Origin of the sequence: Actinacidiphila paucisporea (genome assembly GCF_900142575.1) — a bacterium.
GTDB classification, from domain to species: domain Bacteria; phylum Actinomycetota; class Actinomycetes; order Streptomycetales; family Streptomycetaceae; genus Actinacidiphila; species Actinacidiphila paucisporea.
In genome coordinates this window covers 21911-36614 of record NZ_FRBI01000017.1, presented here as the reverse complement: position 1 = coordinate 36614, position 14704 = coordinate 21911, and the positions used below count along the sequence as shown (strand labels likewise).

The window sequence follows — 14704 nt, the reverse complement described above, 5'->3', positions numbered from 1 at the left end:
TCCTGGCGACCGGAGCAGAGCGGAAGGGGCCGCCCGATGGCCGTGTTCGGACTGGGCCTCGCGGCCCTGGGACGCCCCGAGTACCTGACCGTCGGTCATGGCGGGGCCCTCGGCGGCGACCGCTCCGCCGAGGGGCTGCGCAAGCGCTGCGAGGAGGTCTGCGACGCCGCCTGGGCCGGCGGGGTGCGGTGGTTCGACGCGGCCCGCTCCTACGGCCTGGCCGAGGACTTCCTCGCCGGGTGGCTGGAGCGGCGCGGCATCGCGGCCGGGGAGGTGACGGTGTCCTCCAAGTGGGGCTACGCCTACACCGCCGACTGGCAGCCGCACGCCCAGGTGCAGGAGGTCAAGGACCACTCCGCCGCCGCCCTGGCCCGCCAGTGGCCGCGGACCGAGGCGCTGCTCGGGCCCTGGCTGCGGCTCTACGCGGTCCACTCCGCGACCCTGGAGTCCGGCGTCCTGGACGACGCGGTGGTGCTGCGCGAGCTTGCCGGGCTGCCCGTTCCCGCCGGGCTCAGCCTGAGCGGTCCGCGGCAGGCCGACACGCTGCGCAAGGCGCTGGAGGTCCGGGTCGACGGGCGGCCGGTCTTCTCCGCGGTGCAGGCCACCTGGAACGTGCTGGAGCCGTCGGCCGGCGCCGCGCTGGCCGAGGCCAAGGCCGCGGGCTGGACCGTCGTCGTCAAGGAGGCGCTGGCCAACGGCCTGCTCGCCGCGCCGGGTCCGGCGACCGCGCGGCTCGGGCCGCGGCCCGACATGGCGGCACTGGCCGCCGCCTTGTCCCAGCCGTGGGCCGACGTCGTCCTGTCGGGCGCCGTCACCGCGGGGCAGTTGCGGGCCAACCTCGCCGCGATGGCCGCCGAGCCGCCGGACCCCGGCCGTTACGCGGCGCTCGCCGTCGACCCGCCGGCGTACTGGGCCGACCGGGCGGCTATGAAGTGGACGTGAGGGGCGGCCGGGCGGGGCCGCGGTACGGCAAAGTCTGGCGGTAGACGACGCCGGTGGTCGTGCTGCCGAAGCCGGCGAGTTCGTCGACCAGGGCCTCCAGGTGCTCCATGGAGGTCGCGGCGACCTTCAGGGTGTAGCAGTCGTCGCCGGTGGTGCGCAGGCACTCCAGGATCTCGCGGCGCTCCTCGATCAGGCGGCGCAGCGGCTGGTGGCGGTTGCCCGGGTATTTGAGGCGGACGACGGCCAGCAGCGGATAGCCGACCTCGGTGAGATCGACGGTCGCGTGGTAGCCGGTGATGACACCCGCAGTCTCCAGCCGCCGTACGCGCTCGGCGGCGGCCGACGCGCTCAGGCTCACCCGCCGCGCCAGCTCGCTGACCGAGATCCGCGCCTCCCGCTGGAAGTGCTCGATGATCGCCCAGTCGACGTCGTCAAGATTCGCGGTCACCTCGCCATACTACCGGGAAATCACCGGCAGTTGGCGGCCGCTGCCGCGAGGATCGCTTCCTCGGGCGGCAACCGCCGCTATAGCATTCCGGCATGGAAATAGGCGTAAACGTGCCCAATTTCGGGCCGGGAACGGACCCCGGCGTGCTGCGCGAATGGGCGCGCGTCGTGGAAGGGCTCGGCTTCGACCTGCTCATGGTCTCGGACCATGTCGCCATCACCCCGGACGTGGCCGAGAGGTACCCGGAGCCCTTCTACGAGCCCTTCACCACGCTGTCCTGGCTGGCCGGTCTGACGACCAGGGTCCGGCTGGGCACCACCGTGCTGATCCTGCCCTACCGGCACCCGCTGCTGGTGGCCCGGATGGCCGCCAACCTCCAGCAGCTCAGCGGCGGACGGTTCGTGCTGGGGGTGGGCGTCGGCTGGGCGCGGCAGGAGTTCGAGGCGCTCGGCGTGCCCTTCCGCGAGCGCGGCCGGCTGACCGACGCGCACCTGGCCGCGCTGCGGGAGGCCTGGCGTGCGGACGCGGGCGGCGCCGGCGCCGTCCCGGTCTGGGTCGGCGGCAACAGCGACGCGGCGATCCGGCGGGCCGCCAGGTACGGCGACGCCTGGCACCCGCTGCGGGTCACCCTGCCGTGGCTGCGGTCGGCCGTGGAGCGGCACGCACCGCCGGCCTTCGCGCCCCGCATCTCCCTGCGCCTGACCGCCGCGCCGGTCGAGGACGCCGACCGGCTCGCGGGCACCGGCACCGCCGAGCAGATCGCCGACGACCTCGACCAGTTGCGCCGGCTCGGCGCCGGCGCCGTCCTGCTCGACCCCTACCACGGCGACCCGGAGGACACCCGCAGGCCGCACGCGGCCTGGCAGGCGCTCGCCACGGTGGCCGCCCAGCAGAAAACCGGATGAGGTCCGATGAGGTCCGGATGAGATCCGGGGTCCGGATGGGGTCCGGATGAGGGACGTCCGCCCAGCCGAAAACCGCCCGCAGGAGTCCGCTCCGCACCAGCACGTACGAGCGCGGTCCGCGCCGCACCAGCACGCCGAAGGGAACGCACCATCGTGATCACCTCCGCCGACGAGGACCTGCTGCGCCGGGCCGTCGCCATCGCCGCCCATGCCGTCACCCTGGGCGACGCCCCCTACGGCTCGCTGCTCGCGGGCCCGGACGGCGCGGTCCTCGCCGAGGCGCACAACACGGTGCGCCGCGACAACGACATCAGCGCCCACCCGGAGCTGAAACTCGCCCGCTGGGCGGCCCGCGAGCTCGACGGCGACACGGCGGCCGGCACCACGATGTACACCAGCTGCCAGCCGTGCGGCATGTGCGCGGGCGGTATCGCCCGCTCCGGTCTCGGCCGGGTCGTCTACGCGCTGTCCACCGACCAGCTGGTCGGCCTCAACCCGGAGTCGGGCGCCTGGCCGGTGGTCCCGCAGGACGGCCCCGCCCTCCTCGCGGAGGCGCGCGTACCGGTGGAGGCGTACTACCGCCAGTCCGGGGGCCCGGCGCCCGCGGGGGACACGGACGGCACGCCCTCCTGACGCGCCGGCCGCCGGGAGCGGCGGCAGCACCCGACGGCCGCCCGCGCGCCGCGTCGGGCGGCGGCTCCCGGAATCACCCGTCGGACCCCGGAGTGGGCGGCGCAGGACGAACATTCGTTTTACGATGCCCGCATGCCCAAGGTCAGTGCGGAGCACCGCGAAGCCCGACGCCGGCAGATCCTGGACGCCGCCTGGATCTGCTTCGCGCGCAACGGCTTCCACAAGACGTCCATGCCCGACGTCTTCGCCGAGGCCGGGCTGTCGGCCGGCGCGGTCTACCGCTACTTCGCCGGGAAGGAAGCGCTCATCACGGCGATCGCCGAGGTGTCGACGCGGCAGCTCGTCGACATCCTGGACGCGCATCTGGCGGCGCCGCGGCTCGCGCCCCCCGAGGAGCTGCTGCCGGCGGTCGTGGAGGATCTCACGGCGCTGGGCGCCGGGACCGCGCCCGCGCCCATGGCGCTCCAGGTGTGGTCGGAGATGATGCGCGACCACCAGCTCGCGGGCGCGGTCGCCGACATGCTGGGCGCCATCCAGGAGCGGCTGACCGAGCTGTGCCGGCGCTACCAGGCCGCGGGCGTCCTCGACGCGGGCCTCGATCCGGCGGACACCGCCCGCGTGCTGATCGCGCTGCTCCAGGGGTGGATCATCCAGTGGAACACCATGGGCCTGGCGGCCCACCAGCAGATCAGGGCCGGTGTCCGCGCTCTTGTGACCCGGCAGCGGGCGTCCGGCGAAGGCGGCTGAGCCCCTCTCCCTGCTCTTCCCGCACGAGGCTCAGCCCCTCGGGCCGGCCCTCCCGTACGAGGTTCAGCCCGTCCGAGCGGCCCTCCGCCGCCAGGCCGCGCGCCTCGGACCGGCCCTCCGCCAGGAGGTTGTCGCCGGTGTCGGCGGGGCCGGGGCGCCCGGAGGCGACGGCGGCCAGCCCGAGCACGCTCCACACCGCGAGGACGGTGAGCGGGGCAGCCGAGCCGCTGCCGCCGAAGTAGGCGGTGCCGCGTACGAGTTCGGCGCCCGCACCCGGCGGCAGCCACCGGCCGATGCCGCCCGCCGCCGCGGGCAGCAGCTCCGGCGCCGAGGTGACTCCGGAGAAGGGGTTGCCGAGGAAGACCATCAGCACGGCGCCCATCCCGAGCCCCGCGCGGCCGACGAGGGTGACCAGGCCCGCGGTCGGGGCGGCGATGGCGAGCATGGTGAGCGCCAGCGCCGCCCAGGTCGCCGCGTGGTCGTGCGGCAGCGCGCCGAGGAAGCCCTGTGCGACGAGGTAGACGGCGAGGCCGGCCGCGGCGCATCCGGTGAGCAGCCCCACCAGCCGCGCCCCGCCGGGCTTCACGGTGCCCGACATCGTGACGACCAGGGCGATGAGCACGCTGCAGATGGTGACCGGCAGCAGGGCGGAGCTGAAGACCACGCCCCGGGCGTCGCCCGCGGAGAGCGGCACCACGTCCACCGTCCGCAGAGGTGCCGCGGCGGCGTCCGCGGTCCCGGACGCGGCCGGCGTACGGCCCTGCGGGGACGCCGCGTGCGCCGCGAGCCTGCTGCCCGACGCGTCGAGCAGCTGGGCCACGCTCGGGCCGGCCGCGGTGGCCTCCAGCACGGTGACGCCGCCCGGCCCGACGGCGAAGGCGCCGTAGACGTCGCGGTGCTCGATCGCGGACCGCGCCGCCGCCTGGTCGGGGTAGCGGTGGACGGCGAAGGCGCCCGGCGCCGACCGGTCCAGCGCGTCGACCGCGGCGCGGGCGGCCGGGCCGGTGCCCACCACGCCCACCGGCAGGTCGCGCGGCGCGAGACGTGCCGCCGGCCAGGCGTAGGCCAGCACGGCGAGCGAGATCACCAGCGGCAGCGCCACCGTCGTGACCACTATCTGACGCCATGACAGGACGCCCAGCGGGTTCTTCACGGGACCGAGCCTAGGTTCGTCCCGGAAATGCGTCAAGACGAACGTTCGTTTTCTTTTATCGACCCGCCCCCACGGGACCGCGCCTCCACGGAGCGCGTCTATACGAAGCCGGACGGCTGGTCCGACTTACGGTGGTTTTATGGGCTATGTGACCTGGTGGGCCGTTGTCTCGTCCGGATGCGCTCCCGTCCTGCTGATCGGCGGTTCGACGACCGCGGCGGTGCTCGAAGGGCCCAGCTACAACCCCGTCCACCAGACGATCAGCGTCCTGGCGGCCGGCGGCCCTTCCGGGTACTGGGTGCTGACCGGGATGCTGATCGCGCTGGGCGTGTGCCACCTGGCGACCGCCTGCGGGCTGCGCGCGGCCCGGCTCGCCGGGCGGCTGGCGCTCGGCGCCGGCGGGGTGTCGGCCATGGTGCTCGCGTTCTTCCCCGCGCCGAAGACGGGGGGCTCCTTCTCGCACGGGTCCGTGGTCGCGGTCGGCTTCTCGCTGCTGGCGCTGTGGCCGGTGCTCGCGGCGTGGCCGGTGCTGACCCGGGACCGGTGGCCGCTGGCGCCCGGGAACCGGGTCGCCGCCGGTGCCCGGCTCGCGACCGGCTCCCCGGGCGCGGCCGACCCCCAGGCCACGGCCGGCCCGCGGCTCGCGCCCGATCCCCCCCTGGCGGCGGGCCCGCAGGTCCCGCCCGGCCCCCAGCAGGCGGCCGCGCCCGACCCGGAGGCCGCGACGGCGCCCGAGGGCGCACCCGACCCCGGCCCCGCGCCCGATCTGGAGGCCGCGCCCGGGTCAGCGGGCGCGACCGCCCCGCCCGCGCTTCCCCCCTGGGGGCTGCGGCGCCTGCCGTCGCTCGCGGCGACCACGCTGATGGCGCTGGGGGCCGCCTGGTTCCTGGTGGAGATCCAGGTGAACGGCGCCGCGGGCGTGGCCGAGCGCGTGCTGACGATCGTGCAGTCGCTGTGGCCCGTGGTGGTCGTCCTGTCCTGCCTGCACCACGCGCGCCGCACCCCGGCATGACCGCACCACCGGCACCGCAGGGGACGGCACGGCGGCACACCCGCACCGCCGGCACCGCACCGGAGCCCGCCGGAGCACACCGGTCAGGTTTGGAGAAGCGCGGGTCCCGTACCCGCGCTTAGCGTCTTTCCATGACCTCCATCGCATCAGTCACGCTGGACGCCGCCGACCCCGCCGCCGCCGCCGACTTCTACGCCGGCGCCTTCCGCCTCGACACCCAGGTGCGGGTGCGGGCCGCGCAGGCGCCGAGCACCGGCTTCCGCGGGTTCACCCTGTCGCTGACCGTGTCGCAGCCGGCCACCGTCACCAGCCTGTTCGAGGCCGCGGTCAAGGCCGGCGCCACGCCGGTGAAGCCGGTCGCGAAGTCGCTGTGGGGCTACGGCGGCGTCGTGCGGGCTCCCGACGGCGCCCTGTGGAAGCTCGCGACCTCGGCGAAGAAGGACACCGGCCCCGACACCGGGGAGATCGACCAGCTCGTGCTGCTGCTCGGGGTCGACGACATCGTCGCGAGCCGGAAGTTCTACGTCGGGCGCGGCCTGACGGTGGGCCGCAGCTTCGCCCGCAAGTACGTCGAGTTCGCGCTGCCGTCGAGCCCGGTGAAGCTGGCGCTCTACGGCCACCGCGCCCTGGCCAAGGACGCCGGCGTCTCGCCGGAGGGCACCGGCTCGCACGGCCTCACCGTCAACGGCGACGCCGGCACCTTCACCGACCCCGACGGCTTCGCGTGGGAGAACCCGTCCGCGTGACAGCCGACACCAGCCTGGCCGAATCCAACGTTGTAAACAACAGATGCGGACAACATCATCGGCCCGGCAAAAATAAAAGCAACAAATATTGACGCAAACAATCAGCGCGCGTACGTTCCGTCGCAGCCGCCGGCAGCAGTGCCACAAGCACCGCTCCGCCGGCGGGTTCCGCTCCCACCCCCCACCTAGGAGCACACCATGCGCAGAACGCGATCCGCGCTGCTCTCCGCCCTCGCGACCTTCGGACTCCTGCTCGCCGCGCTGCTGACCCTGCCCGGCACGACAGCGCAGGCCGCCGGCACCCTGCCCTGTGACATCTACGCCGGCGCCGGCACCCCTTGTGTGGCCGCGCACAGCACGACCCGCGCGCTCTTCTCCGCCTACAACGGCCCGCTCTACCAGGTCATCCGTGCCTCGAACGGCGCGGCCACCGACATCGGCGTGCTCTCCGCCGGCGGCTACGCGAACGCCGCGGCGCAGGACTCCTTCTGCGCGGACACCACCTGCCGGATCAGCAAGGTCTACGACCAGACCAGCCGGCACAACGACCTCTACCCGGGCCCCGCGGGCACCGCGGGCGGGGCCGACCGCGGAGCGGACGCCGCCGAGCTGTCGGTCACGGCCGGCGGCCACAAGGTGTACGGCATCTGGGTCTCGCCGGGTGTCGGCTACCGCTCGAACGGCGCCGCGTCCGGTACGGCGGTGAACGGGCAGCCCGAGGGCGCCTACATGGTGGCCAGCGGCACCCATGTCGGCTCCGACTGCTGCTTCGACTACGGCAACGCCGAGAGCACCCCCGCCGACACCGGCAACGGCCACATGGACGCCGTCAGCATCGCCACCACCTGCTACTTCGCCCCGTGCAACGGCACCGGCCCCTGGGTCGAGGCCGACATGGAGAACGGCATGTTCCAGGGCGACAACGGGTCCAACACCGCCAACGCCGGCAACAAGAGCGCGTTCGTCACCGCCGTCCTGAAGAACAACGGGCAGACGACGTACGCGCTCAAGGGCGGCAACTCGCAGTCCGGTGGCCTGAGCACCTGGTGGAACGGCGGGCTGCCGACCCGCGGCGGCTACCGGCCCATGCAGCAGGAGGGCGGCATCATCCTGGGCACCGGCGGCGACAACAGCAACCGCAACATGGGCACCTTCTTCGAGGGCGTGATGGTCGCCGGCTACCCCACCGACGCGGCCGAGAACGCCGTCCAGTCCAACATCGTCTCGGTCGGCTACTCCGGTGAGACGAACGTGCCCAACGGCCCGCAGGGCACCATCACCGGGCCCGGCGGCAAGTGCGTCGACGTCGCGGCCGACGACACCGGCGTCAACGGGGCGGCCGTCCAGCTGTGGGACTGCCAGACATGGGCCGAGGACCAGTTCTGGGCGCACCACACCAACGGCTCGCTGTCCACGATCGGCCGCTGCCTGGACATCGTGGGCAACGGCACGGCCAACGGCGCCAAGGTCGAGCTGTGGGACTGCAACGGCGTCGGCGGCCAGGTCTTCAACCAGCGCTCGGACGGGTCGCTGTTCAACCCGCAGTCCGGCCGCTGCCTGGACTCCCCCAGCGGTGCCACCGCCAACGGCACCCGGCTGCAGATCTGGGACTGCAACGGCACCCCGGCGCAGAAGTTCACCCTGCACTGAGGCCGAGGCCGCTGCGGCCGACCGCTGAGGCCGTGGCGACGGCGCAGGCGGAGGCCGTACGCCAAAGGGGCCGGTTCCGCCGCGGCGGGACCGGCCCCAACCCGTGGGGTCAGTTGTCCTCGTACTCGCGCCAGAGCCGCACGACGTCGGGCTGCGCCCGGTAGAAGGACAGCAGCTTGAAGTACTCGCCGGCCGGCGAGGAGGCCACGTAGCAGATGAAGGCGCGGTCGGAGCCCGGGTCGGCGGAGGGGGCGTTCCGCGCGAGCTGCTCGATCTTGGGTTCGAGGTGCCCGCCGGTCAGCGCCGCCGGGTCCTTGGTCATCGCGCTGAAGCAGATCCGCTGGACGCCGGGGGAGTCCCAGTTCAGGGTGACGTAGAAGCCGCCCGCCGACCGGGCGAGGGTCAGCAGCTGCTCGCTCGGCTCGGGCATGCCGATGTCACCGAGGACCGCGGCGACGTTCTTGGGTTCGAGCAGGTAGCCGTCGGGCGTCTTGAAGTAGACGTTGAAGGTCTTGTGCTCGTAGTCCATGCCCGTCAGCGCGACCTGGTCGGCGACGCCGTGGCGCTCGAAGAAGGCGGTGTTCGCGGCCAGGGCGGGTGGTACGGCCGCGATGCCGGCCAGCGTGGAGACCGGCTGCAGCTCGTCCGGCGGGAAGAACTGGAAGGTCTTGGTGAAGCCGCCGACGACGCCGAAGTCGACGCCGTAGTTGTCGATGGGACAGGCGGCGGCGATGTCGGCGCTCAGTGAGCCGACGGGGTGGTCGGTGCGCGGGGTCAGGCCGCCGGACAGCGCGAGCGCGTAGGGGTCGATCTGCTTGGGGAGCATCGTGAAGCGGCAGCTGAAGTCGTCGCCGCGGCGCGCGCTGGTCTCCACCCGGAAGGCGATCGCGGACTGCGGTATCAGGTCCTGATACGTCGTCATGACCGGCCAGACCGTCTCGCGCGAGCACGTCACGCCCAGCTGCCGAGCTGATGCCTCGATGACCGAGTAAAGGTCTTCCAGTTCCGTCGTCCCGGCCATACGCCCTCCAAGTTCGGTTGAGAACAAGAGCACCGACAGCCGGGCAACCCTCACCGTCCGTGTCCTGCTGCTCTGTCACCTGAGCATTGGACGCGGGGCTTGGCGGGGACTATGGGGTGACTTGGCGCCGGCTTGGCGGCAGCCGCCCCGGCTGCGGGGGCGACCTCCCGCGAGGGGGGCGAGGCGCCGGCCGGGGCGGGGCCGGCGGCCGTTTACGCTGGCGGACGTGTCCGCCTCTCGCCGTCTGCACCGCGTCGCCGTCCTCGTGCTCGAAGGGGCCAAACCGATGGACGTCGGCATCCCCGCGCAGGTGTTCACGACCCGCGCGAGCATGCCGTACGAGGTGCGGGTGTGCGGCGCGGCGCCCGGGCTGGTGGCGGGCGGCGACGGGTTGTCCTACCACGTCGCCGACGGCCTGGACGCCCTGACGTGGGCCGACATCGTCTTCATCCCCGGCTACCGCTTCCCCGACCGCGAGGACCCGCCGGGCGCCGTCCTGGACGCGCTGGTCGCCGCGCGCGACCGCGGGGCGCGACTCGCGGCGATCTCGACCGGGGCCTTCGCGCTGGCCGCCACCGGGCTGCTCGACGGCAAGCGCGCCACCACCCACTGGCACTACACCCGCAGCCTCGCCGCGAAGCACCCGCTCGTCCGGGTGGACGAGAACGTGCTGTTCGTGGACGAGGGCGCCGTCCTGACCTCGGCCGGGGCCGCCTCCGGCCTCGACCTGTGCCTGCACATCCTGCGCGGCGACCTCGGCGTGGCCGCCTCGAACCACGCGGCCAGGCGGCTGGTCGCCGCGCCCTACCGCAGCGGCGGCCAGGCGCAGTACGTCCCGCGCAGCGTGCCCGAGCCGCTCGGCGAGCGGTTCGCCGCCACCCGCGAGTGGGCGCTGCACCGGCTCGGCGAGCCGCTCACCCTCGACGCGCTCGCCCGGCACGCCGCGGTGTCGCCGCGCACCTTCTCCCGGCGCTTCGCCGACGACACCGGCTACACCCCGATGCAGTGGGTCATGCGGGCCCGCGTCGACATGGCCCGCGAGCTGCTGGAGCGCTCGGAACGCGGTGTCGAGCAGATCGCCGCCGACGTGGGCCTGGGCACGGGGGCGAACCTGCGGCAGCACTTCCAGCAGATCCTCGGGACGACGCCGAGCGAATACCGCCGCACCTTCGCGCAGGGCGAGTAGCCCCCGCCGGGGCGGCTGGCGGAATCCTTTCGAACCATGGCGCTCACGCCGCCGCCACCCCCGCAGTCCAGCGGCGAACCTGGAGCCATGACTCGTATCGCCATCAACGGATTCGGCCGCATCGGCCGCAATGTGCTGCGCGCACTGCTCGAACGCGACAGCGACCTCGATGTCGTCGCCGTCAACGACCTCACGGAGCCGACCGCCCTGGCCCGCCTGCTCGCCTACGACTCGACGGCCGGCCGCCTGGGCCGCCCGGTCACGGTCGACGGCGACACCCTCGTGGTCGACGGCCGCCGCATCAAGGTGCTCGCCGAGCGCGACCCGGCCAACCTGCCGTGGGCCGAACTCGGCGTCGAGATCGCGCTGGAGTCGACCGGCCGCTTCACCTCCGCCGAGGCCGCCCGCGCCCACATCACCGCGGGCGCGAAGAAGGTGCTGGTCAGCGCCCCCTCGGCGGGCGCTGACGCGACGCTCGCCTACGGCGTCAACACCGACGCGTACGACCCGGCCGCGCACACCGTCGTCTCGAACGCCTCCTGCACGACCAACGCGCTCGCGCCGCTCGCCGCGGTGCTCGACCGGCTCGCCGGCATCGAGCACGGCTTCATGACGACGGTGCACGCCTACACCCAGGAGCAGAACCTCCAGGACGGCCCGCACCGCGACGCCCGCAGGGCCCGCGCCGCCGCCGTCAACATCGCGCCGACCACGACGGGCGCCGCCAAGGCGATCGGCCTGGTCCTGCCGAACCTCGACGGCAAGCTGTCGGGCGACTCGATCCGCGTCCCGGTCCCGGTGGGCTCGATCGTCGAGCTGAACACCACCGTCGCCCGCGACGTGACCCGCGAGGAGGTGCTCGCGGCCTACCGCACGGCCGCCGAGGGCCCGCTGGCCGGCATCCTCGAATACTCCGAGGACCCGCTGGTCTCCTCCGACATCACCGGCAACCCGGCGTCGGCGATCTTCGACTCCGCCCTGACCCGCGTCGACGGCCGCCACATCAAGGTCGTCGCCTGGTACGACAACGAGTGGGGCTTCTCCAACCGCGTCATCGACACCCTCCAGCTCCTCGCCACTGCCTGACACCCCCCGTCCATAAAAGGACCGCCTCCGAACCGCCGCGCGAGCGGTACGGACGCGGTCCTTCCCGCTTGCGCGGCGGGGACGGCGCCCGGGTCAGGACCCGGCGGTGTGTCAGGCGAACTGTCCTGGCTGGTAGTCGCCGGCCGGCTGCTTGATGAGGACGTTCATCCGGTTGAAGGCGTTGATGACGCAGATCAGGCCCACGAGCGCCGCCAGCTGGTCCTCGTCGAAGTGCTTGGCGGCGTTCGCCCACACCTCGTCGGGGACGCCGCCGGCCGCGTCGGCGATCCTGGTGCCCTCCTCGGTCAGTTCCAGGGCGGCGCGCTCGGCGTCGGTGAAGACGGTGGCCTCGCGCCAGGCGGCGACCAGGTGCAGGCGCTGCGCGGTCTCGCCCGCCGCCTCGGCGTCCTTGGTGTGCATGTCGGTGCAGAAGCCGCAGCCGTTGATCTGGCTGGCGCGCAGCAGTGCCAGGTCCTGGACCTCGCGCGGCAGCGTGGAGTCGGCGATCGCCTTGCCCGCGGAGTTGATGTACTTGGTGAACTTCTGGGCGGTCGGGTTGGTGAAGAAATTCAGGCGTGCTTCCATGACTGGCTCCCTGATCTGCTGCTTCGCTCTGCCGTCGCCGGCCGGTACACCCCTTTGACGTAAGGGACCGGGAGGTTGTGACCGGGCCTCCTGTGACCTGGCTCTCAGCGGCGTACGGGCGGAGCGCACAGCGGCGCGGCGGCCGCGAAGGGCCGCCGCGCCGGGGTCGGTGCTCCTGGTGGGAGGGTCAGCTCGCGCTGCAGGAGACCGACGGCCAGGTGGTGGAGCCGTTCTTCTGGAGGGTCATGCCCCAGTTGTTTCCGCTGCCGTTGGGCTTGGCGACGAGCTGCTGGGCGCTGGGGTAGCTCGCGGTGATGTTCCAGGTCGACATGACCTTCTCGGGGGCGGGGACGTTGACCGTCACCGTCCAGGTGCTGGAGCCGGTGACCGCGACGTTGAGGTTGTAGCGGTCGCTCCAGGCCTGGCCCGCGGACAGCGTCGCGGTGCAGCTGCCGCCACCGCCGCCACCGGTCGTACCCCCGGTTCCGCCGGTCGTACCCCCGGTCGTACCGCCGGTCGTACCGCCGCCGTCGGGGGCCACCGCGCGACCGGTCTGCGGGGAGATCATGCCGTAGCACAGGCCGCGGGAGGCCAGGCCCTGCGCGATGCGCGGGATCGCGGCCAGCGTGTTGGCGGGCCACTCGTGCATGAGGATGATCTGCCCGTTCTGCAGCCGGGCGTTGGCCGCGACGATCGCGTCCACACTGGCGCCGTTCCAGTCCTGCGAGTCGATGTCCCAGATGACCTGCGTCAGGCCGTACTTGGCCTCGACCGCCTGGAGGGTGGAATTGGTCTCGCCGTACGGCGGGCGGAAGAGCTTCGGGGTACCGCCGCCGGCGCTGGAGACGGCCTGCTGGGTCCTGGAGACCTCCGAGTCGATCTGCGCCTGGCTCTCCTGGATCAGGTGCGGGTGGGTGTAGCTGTGGTTGCCGACCCACATGCCGGCGTTGACCTCGGCCTGCACCTGCCCGGGATAGGCGGCCGCGTACTGGCCCTCGTTGAAGACGGTGGCCCGCAGCCCGTTCTGCTTGAGCGCGTTGAGCAGGGCGGGGGTGTGGTCGTTGGACGGGCCGTCGTCGAAGGTCAGCCCGACGTAGCCGTTACAGGTGGCGGCGTGCGACGGGGTGGCGCCGGTGGTGAAGGTCAGGGTGGTCGCGACCGCCAGCGCGGCGACGGCGAGCCCGGTGATCAGGGCGCGCGGCGACAGCTTTCGTGGAGTGCGCATACGGGTGGGTCCTCCTCGGTGGGAACTGTGGGGGGATGCGGAGGTCAGGCGCCGGTGGTGCCGGTCGGGACACCGGTCGACGTGCCCGTACTCGTGGCCGCCGACGTGGCGCCGCCGCTGGGCGGCGGGGCCGTTTCGGGAGGGAAGGGCCGGGAGCGCTCCCATGGTAGATACGGCCTCCAGGGGTGGCAATATGCCGAACGCGGGCGCCTCAGCTTGGCCGTTTTCCCACCCAGGAGGACGCCCTCAGCCCCTCCAGAGGCGGGCGGAACAGCGGAAACCGGCCACGTACAGCCGCCTGAACTGGCAGTTCACCGAGCAGCGCTTTTCAGCCACTTTCCGGCAGAAAAACGAAAGTTTCGGAAACCCCTACGAGGAAATCACCCGTCGCTGAGGGCGGTACGCAGGCACGGCCGTGCGGGAATCAGCGGCCCGAGTCGTCCTTCGCCCACGGGCCGACGCCCAGCTTCCCCGTCGTCCCGAGGTCGAGCTCCGGCGTCACCGTCACCGCGTGCGTGCCGGGCTGCGCGACGACCCGCACGTAGGGGACGTCGACGTTCGTGCCGTCCGTGACGGTGTTGCGCCACATCAGGCCCGAGGTCGCGCTCTGTCCCGGCTGGAGGGTGAACGGGTGCGGCGGGACGTCGAAGTCGGTGCCGGTGGAGATGCCGCCGCTGCCGTGCAGGACGCGGACGCCGGTGACGGGTTCGTGGGCCAGGTCCTGGAGCTGGATCTGCGGGAAGCCGCTGACGCGGTAGGGGCCGGCCGAGCAGTTGCGCAGGTGGAGGCCCACCACCCGCAGCCCCATGGCGGCGTCGCCCTGGTCGGCCGTGACGTGGACACCGGAGGGCGGGCAGGTGCCCGAGGCGACGGGTGTCTCGTCCGCGGGGACGCTTCTGACCTTCGCGATCCCCACGTGGCCGCCCTCCGCATTGCGCAGGACCTCCCCGAAGTCCGCGCTCCCCCGGGCGGTTCGGCCCGGAGCGACGTTCACCACCGTCGCGCCGCCGTTCGTCAGCGGGCCGCCCGAGGCGTCGTAAAGCGTGAACTCGACCGTGTACGTCAGGGGTCGGCCCTCGTGGTTGCTGACCAGGAAGCCGACCTTCGGCGGATCGGAGGGCGTCCCCGTACCGCAGCCGAGCGCGGCGCCGCTCACGCCGGTGATCTCGACGCCGCCCGACGTCCGGGCGGCGGGGTCGTGCGGAAAGCCGCACCGGGCGCCGGAGGTCGAGCCGGGGCGGGCGTCCGCCGGCTGCCCCGGCGCCTCGCTCCCGCAGGCCGTCAGGAGCAGAACGCCGGTCAGTGCCGCGGCGGGAGCCGCGAGGGAGGTGCGCATCGGACCACCCCACCAGAGGCGCCGCCCTT

Annotated in this window: 14 protein-coding genes and 1 pseudogene; 9 read left to right on the top strand and 6 right to left on the bottom strand. The window is 73.3% G+C overall.

The window, feature by feature from the left end; all coding sequences use genetic code 11:
* The first annotated feature begins 36 nt into the window (after window positions 1-36).
* Window positions 37-942, top strand: a complete 906-nt coding sequence (locus BUE44_RS23300; protein WP_073500940.1) for an aldo/keto reductase — start codon at window positions 37-39, stop codon at window positions 940-942.
* On the opposite strand, the gene BUE44_RS23295 is transcribed toward BUE44_RS23300, so the two are convergent.
* Window positions 926-1390 carry an Lrp/AsnC family transcriptional regulator gene (locus BUE44_RS23295; protein WP_073500939.1) on the bottom strand — a complete coding sequence of 155 codons (465 nt, stop codon included), beginning with the start codon at window positions 1388-1390 and terminating at the stop codon, window positions 926-928. The genes BUE44_RS23300 and BUE44_RS23295 overlap by 17 nt on opposite strands.
* 92 nt (window positions 1391-1482) lie before the next feature.
* Here BUE44_RS23295 and BUE44_RS23290 point away from each other — a divergent pair, with 92 nt between their 5' ends.
* The 3 genes from BUE44_RS23290 to BUE44_RS23280 all read left to right on the top strand — a co-directional run bounded on the left by BUE44_RS23290 (window position 1483) and on the right by BUE44_RS23280 (window position 3675).
* A complete protein-coding gene (locus BUE44_RS23290; RefSeq protein WP_073500938.1) occupies window positions 1483-2295 on the top strand; it encodes an LLM class flavin-dependent oxidoreductase in 813 nt (270 codons plus the stop codon).
* 153 nt (window positions 2296-2448) lie between these two features.
* The gene (locus BUE44_RS23285; protein WP_073500937.1) at window positions 2449-2928 is read left to right on the top strand and encodes a nucleoside deaminase; all 480 of its coding nucleotides are present in this window, start codon (window positions 2449-2451) and stop codon (window positions 2926-2928) included.
* Between the two features lie 132 nt (window positions 2929-3060).
* The gene (locus BUE44_RS23280; protein WP_073500936.1) at window positions 3061-3675 is read left to right on the top strand and encodes a TetR/AcrR family transcriptional regulator; all 615 of its coding nucleotides are present in this window, start codon (window positions 3061-3063) and stop codon (window positions 3673-3675) included.
* On the opposite strand, the gene BUE44_RS23275 is transcribed toward BUE44_RS23280, so the two are convergent.
* A complete protein-coding gene (locus tag BUE44_RS23275) occupies window positions 3617-4828 on the bottom strand; it encodes an ABC transporter permease family protein (protein WP_073500935.1) in 1212 nt (403 codons plus the stop codon). The two genes, BUE44_RS23280 and BUE44_RS23275, sit on opposite strands and share 59 nt — an antisense overlap.
* Window positions 4829-4967: 139 nt before the next feature.
* On the opposite strand from BUE44_RS23275, the pseudogene BUE44_RS39795 reads away from it, so the two are divergent.
* The 3 genes and pseudogenes from BUE44_RS39795 to BUE44_RS23260 all read left to right on the top strand — a co-directional run.
* Window positions 4968-5402: pseudogene (locus BUE44_RS39795) on the top strand (DUF998 domain-containing protein); the annotation flags it as partial.
* Between the two features lie 569 nt (window positions 5403-5971).
* Window positions 5972-6586, top strand: coding sequence for a VOC family protein (locus BUE44_RS23265; RefSeq protein WP_073500933.1), 615 nt, complete (start codon window positions 5972-5974; stop codon window positions 6584-6586).
* Window positions 6587-6784: 198 nt separating this feature from the next.
* Window positions 6785-8236: an arabinofuranosidase catalytic domain-containing protein gene (locus BUE44_RS23260; RefSeq protein ID WP_073500932.1), complete on the top strand. Its 1452-nt coding sequence runs from the start codon at window positions 6785-6787 to the stop codon at window positions 8234-8236.
* Between the two features lie 109 nt (window positions 8237-8345).
* Here BUE44_RS23260 and BUE44_RS23255 read toward each other — a convergent pair whose 3' ends face one another.
* Window positions 8346-9257 (bottom strand): aromatic prenyltransferase, encoded by a 912-nt coding sequence (locus BUE44_RS23255; RefSeq protein ID WP_073500931.1) that lies wholly within the window; start codon window positions 9255-9257, stop codon window positions 8346-8348.
* A 226-nt stretch (window positions 9258-9483) separates the two neighbouring features.
* On the opposite strand from BUE44_RS23255, the gene BUE44_RS23250 reads away from it, so the two are divergent.
* Both BUE44_RS23250 and gap read left to right on the top strand, forming a co-directional pair.
* Window positions 9484-10443, top strand: a complete 960-nt coding sequence (locus tag BUE44_RS23250) for a GlxA family transcriptional regulator (protein WP_073500930.1) — start codon at window positions 9484-9486, stop codon at window positions 10441-10443.
* An 87-nt stretch (window positions 10444-10530) separates the two neighbouring features.
* Window positions 10531-11529 (top strand): type I glyceraldehyde-3-phosphate dehydrogenase, encoded by a 999-nt coding sequence (gene gap, locus BUE44_RS23245; protein WP_073500929.1) that lies wholly within the window; start codon window positions 10531-10533, stop codon window positions 11527-11529.
* Window positions 11530-11640: 111 nt separating this feature from the next.
* Here the strand turns inward: gap and BUE44_RS23240 are convergent, their stop codons facing one another.
* The 3 genes from BUE44_RS23240 to BUE44_RS23230 all read right to left on the bottom strand — a co-directional run bounded on the left by BUE44_RS23240 (window position 11641) and on the right by BUE44_RS23230 (window position 14675).
* Complete coding sequence (locus BUE44_RS23240) at window positions 11641-12114, bottom strand: carboxymuconolactone decarboxylase family protein (RefSeq protein ID WP_073500928.1); 474 nt, start codon at window positions 12112-12114, stop codon at window positions 11641-11643.
* A gap of 187 nt (window positions 12115-12301) precedes the next feature.
* The gene (locus BUE44_RS23235; RefSeq protein WP_073500927.1) at window positions 12302-13339 is read right to left on the bottom strand and encodes a polysaccharide deacetylase family protein; all 1038 of its coding nucleotides are present in this window, start codon (window positions 13337-13339) and stop codon (window positions 12302-12304) included.
* 424 nt (window positions 13340-13763) lie between these two features.
* A complete protein-coding gene (locus BUE44_RS23230; protein WP_073500926.1) occupies window positions 13764-14675 on the bottom strand; it encodes a DUF4232 domain-containing protein in 912 nt (303 codons plus the stop codon).
* Window positions 14676-14704: the final 29 nt, after the last annotated feature.

Coding starts and splice junctions, on each gene's coding strand:
- BUE44_RS23300 (WP_073500940.1), top strand. CDS start 37: ATGGCCGTGTTCGGACTGGGCCTCGCGGCCCTGGGACGCCCCGAGTAC.
- BUE44_RS23290 (WP_073500938.1), top strand. CDS start 1,483: ATGGAAATAGGCGTAAACGTGCCCAATTTCGGGCCGGGAACGGACCCC.
- BUE44_RS23280 (WP_073500936.1), top strand. CDS start 3,061: ATGCCCAAGGTCAGTGCGGAGCACCGCGAAGCCCGACGCCGGCAGATC.
- BUE44_RS23265 (WP_073500933.1), top strand. CDS start 5,972: ATGACCTCCATCGCATCAGTCACGCTGGACGCCGCCGACCCCGCCGCC.
- BUE44_RS23260 (WP_073500932.1), top strand. CDS start 6,785: ATGCGCAGAACGCGATCCGCGCTGCTCTCCGCCCTCGCGACCTTCGGA.
- BUE44_RS23255 (WP_073500931.1), bottom strand. CDS start 9,257: ATGGCCGGGACGACGGAACTGGAAGACCTTTACTCGGTCATCGAGGCA.
- gap (WP_073500929.1), top strand. CDS start 10,531: ATGACTCGTATCGCCATCAACGGATTCGGCCGCATCGGCCGCAATGTG.
- BUE44_RS23240 (WP_073500928.1), bottom strand. CDS start 12,114: ATGGAAGCACGCCTGAATTTCTTCACCAACCCGACCGCCCAGAAGTTC.
- BUE44_RS23235 (WP_073500927.1), bottom strand. CDS start 13,339: ATGCGCACTCCACGAAAGCTGTCGCCGCGCGCCCTGATCACCGGGCTC.
- BUE44_RS23230 (WP_073500926.1), bottom strand. CDS start 14,675: ATGCGCACCTCCCTCGCGGCTCCCGCCGCGGCACTGACCGGCGTTCTG.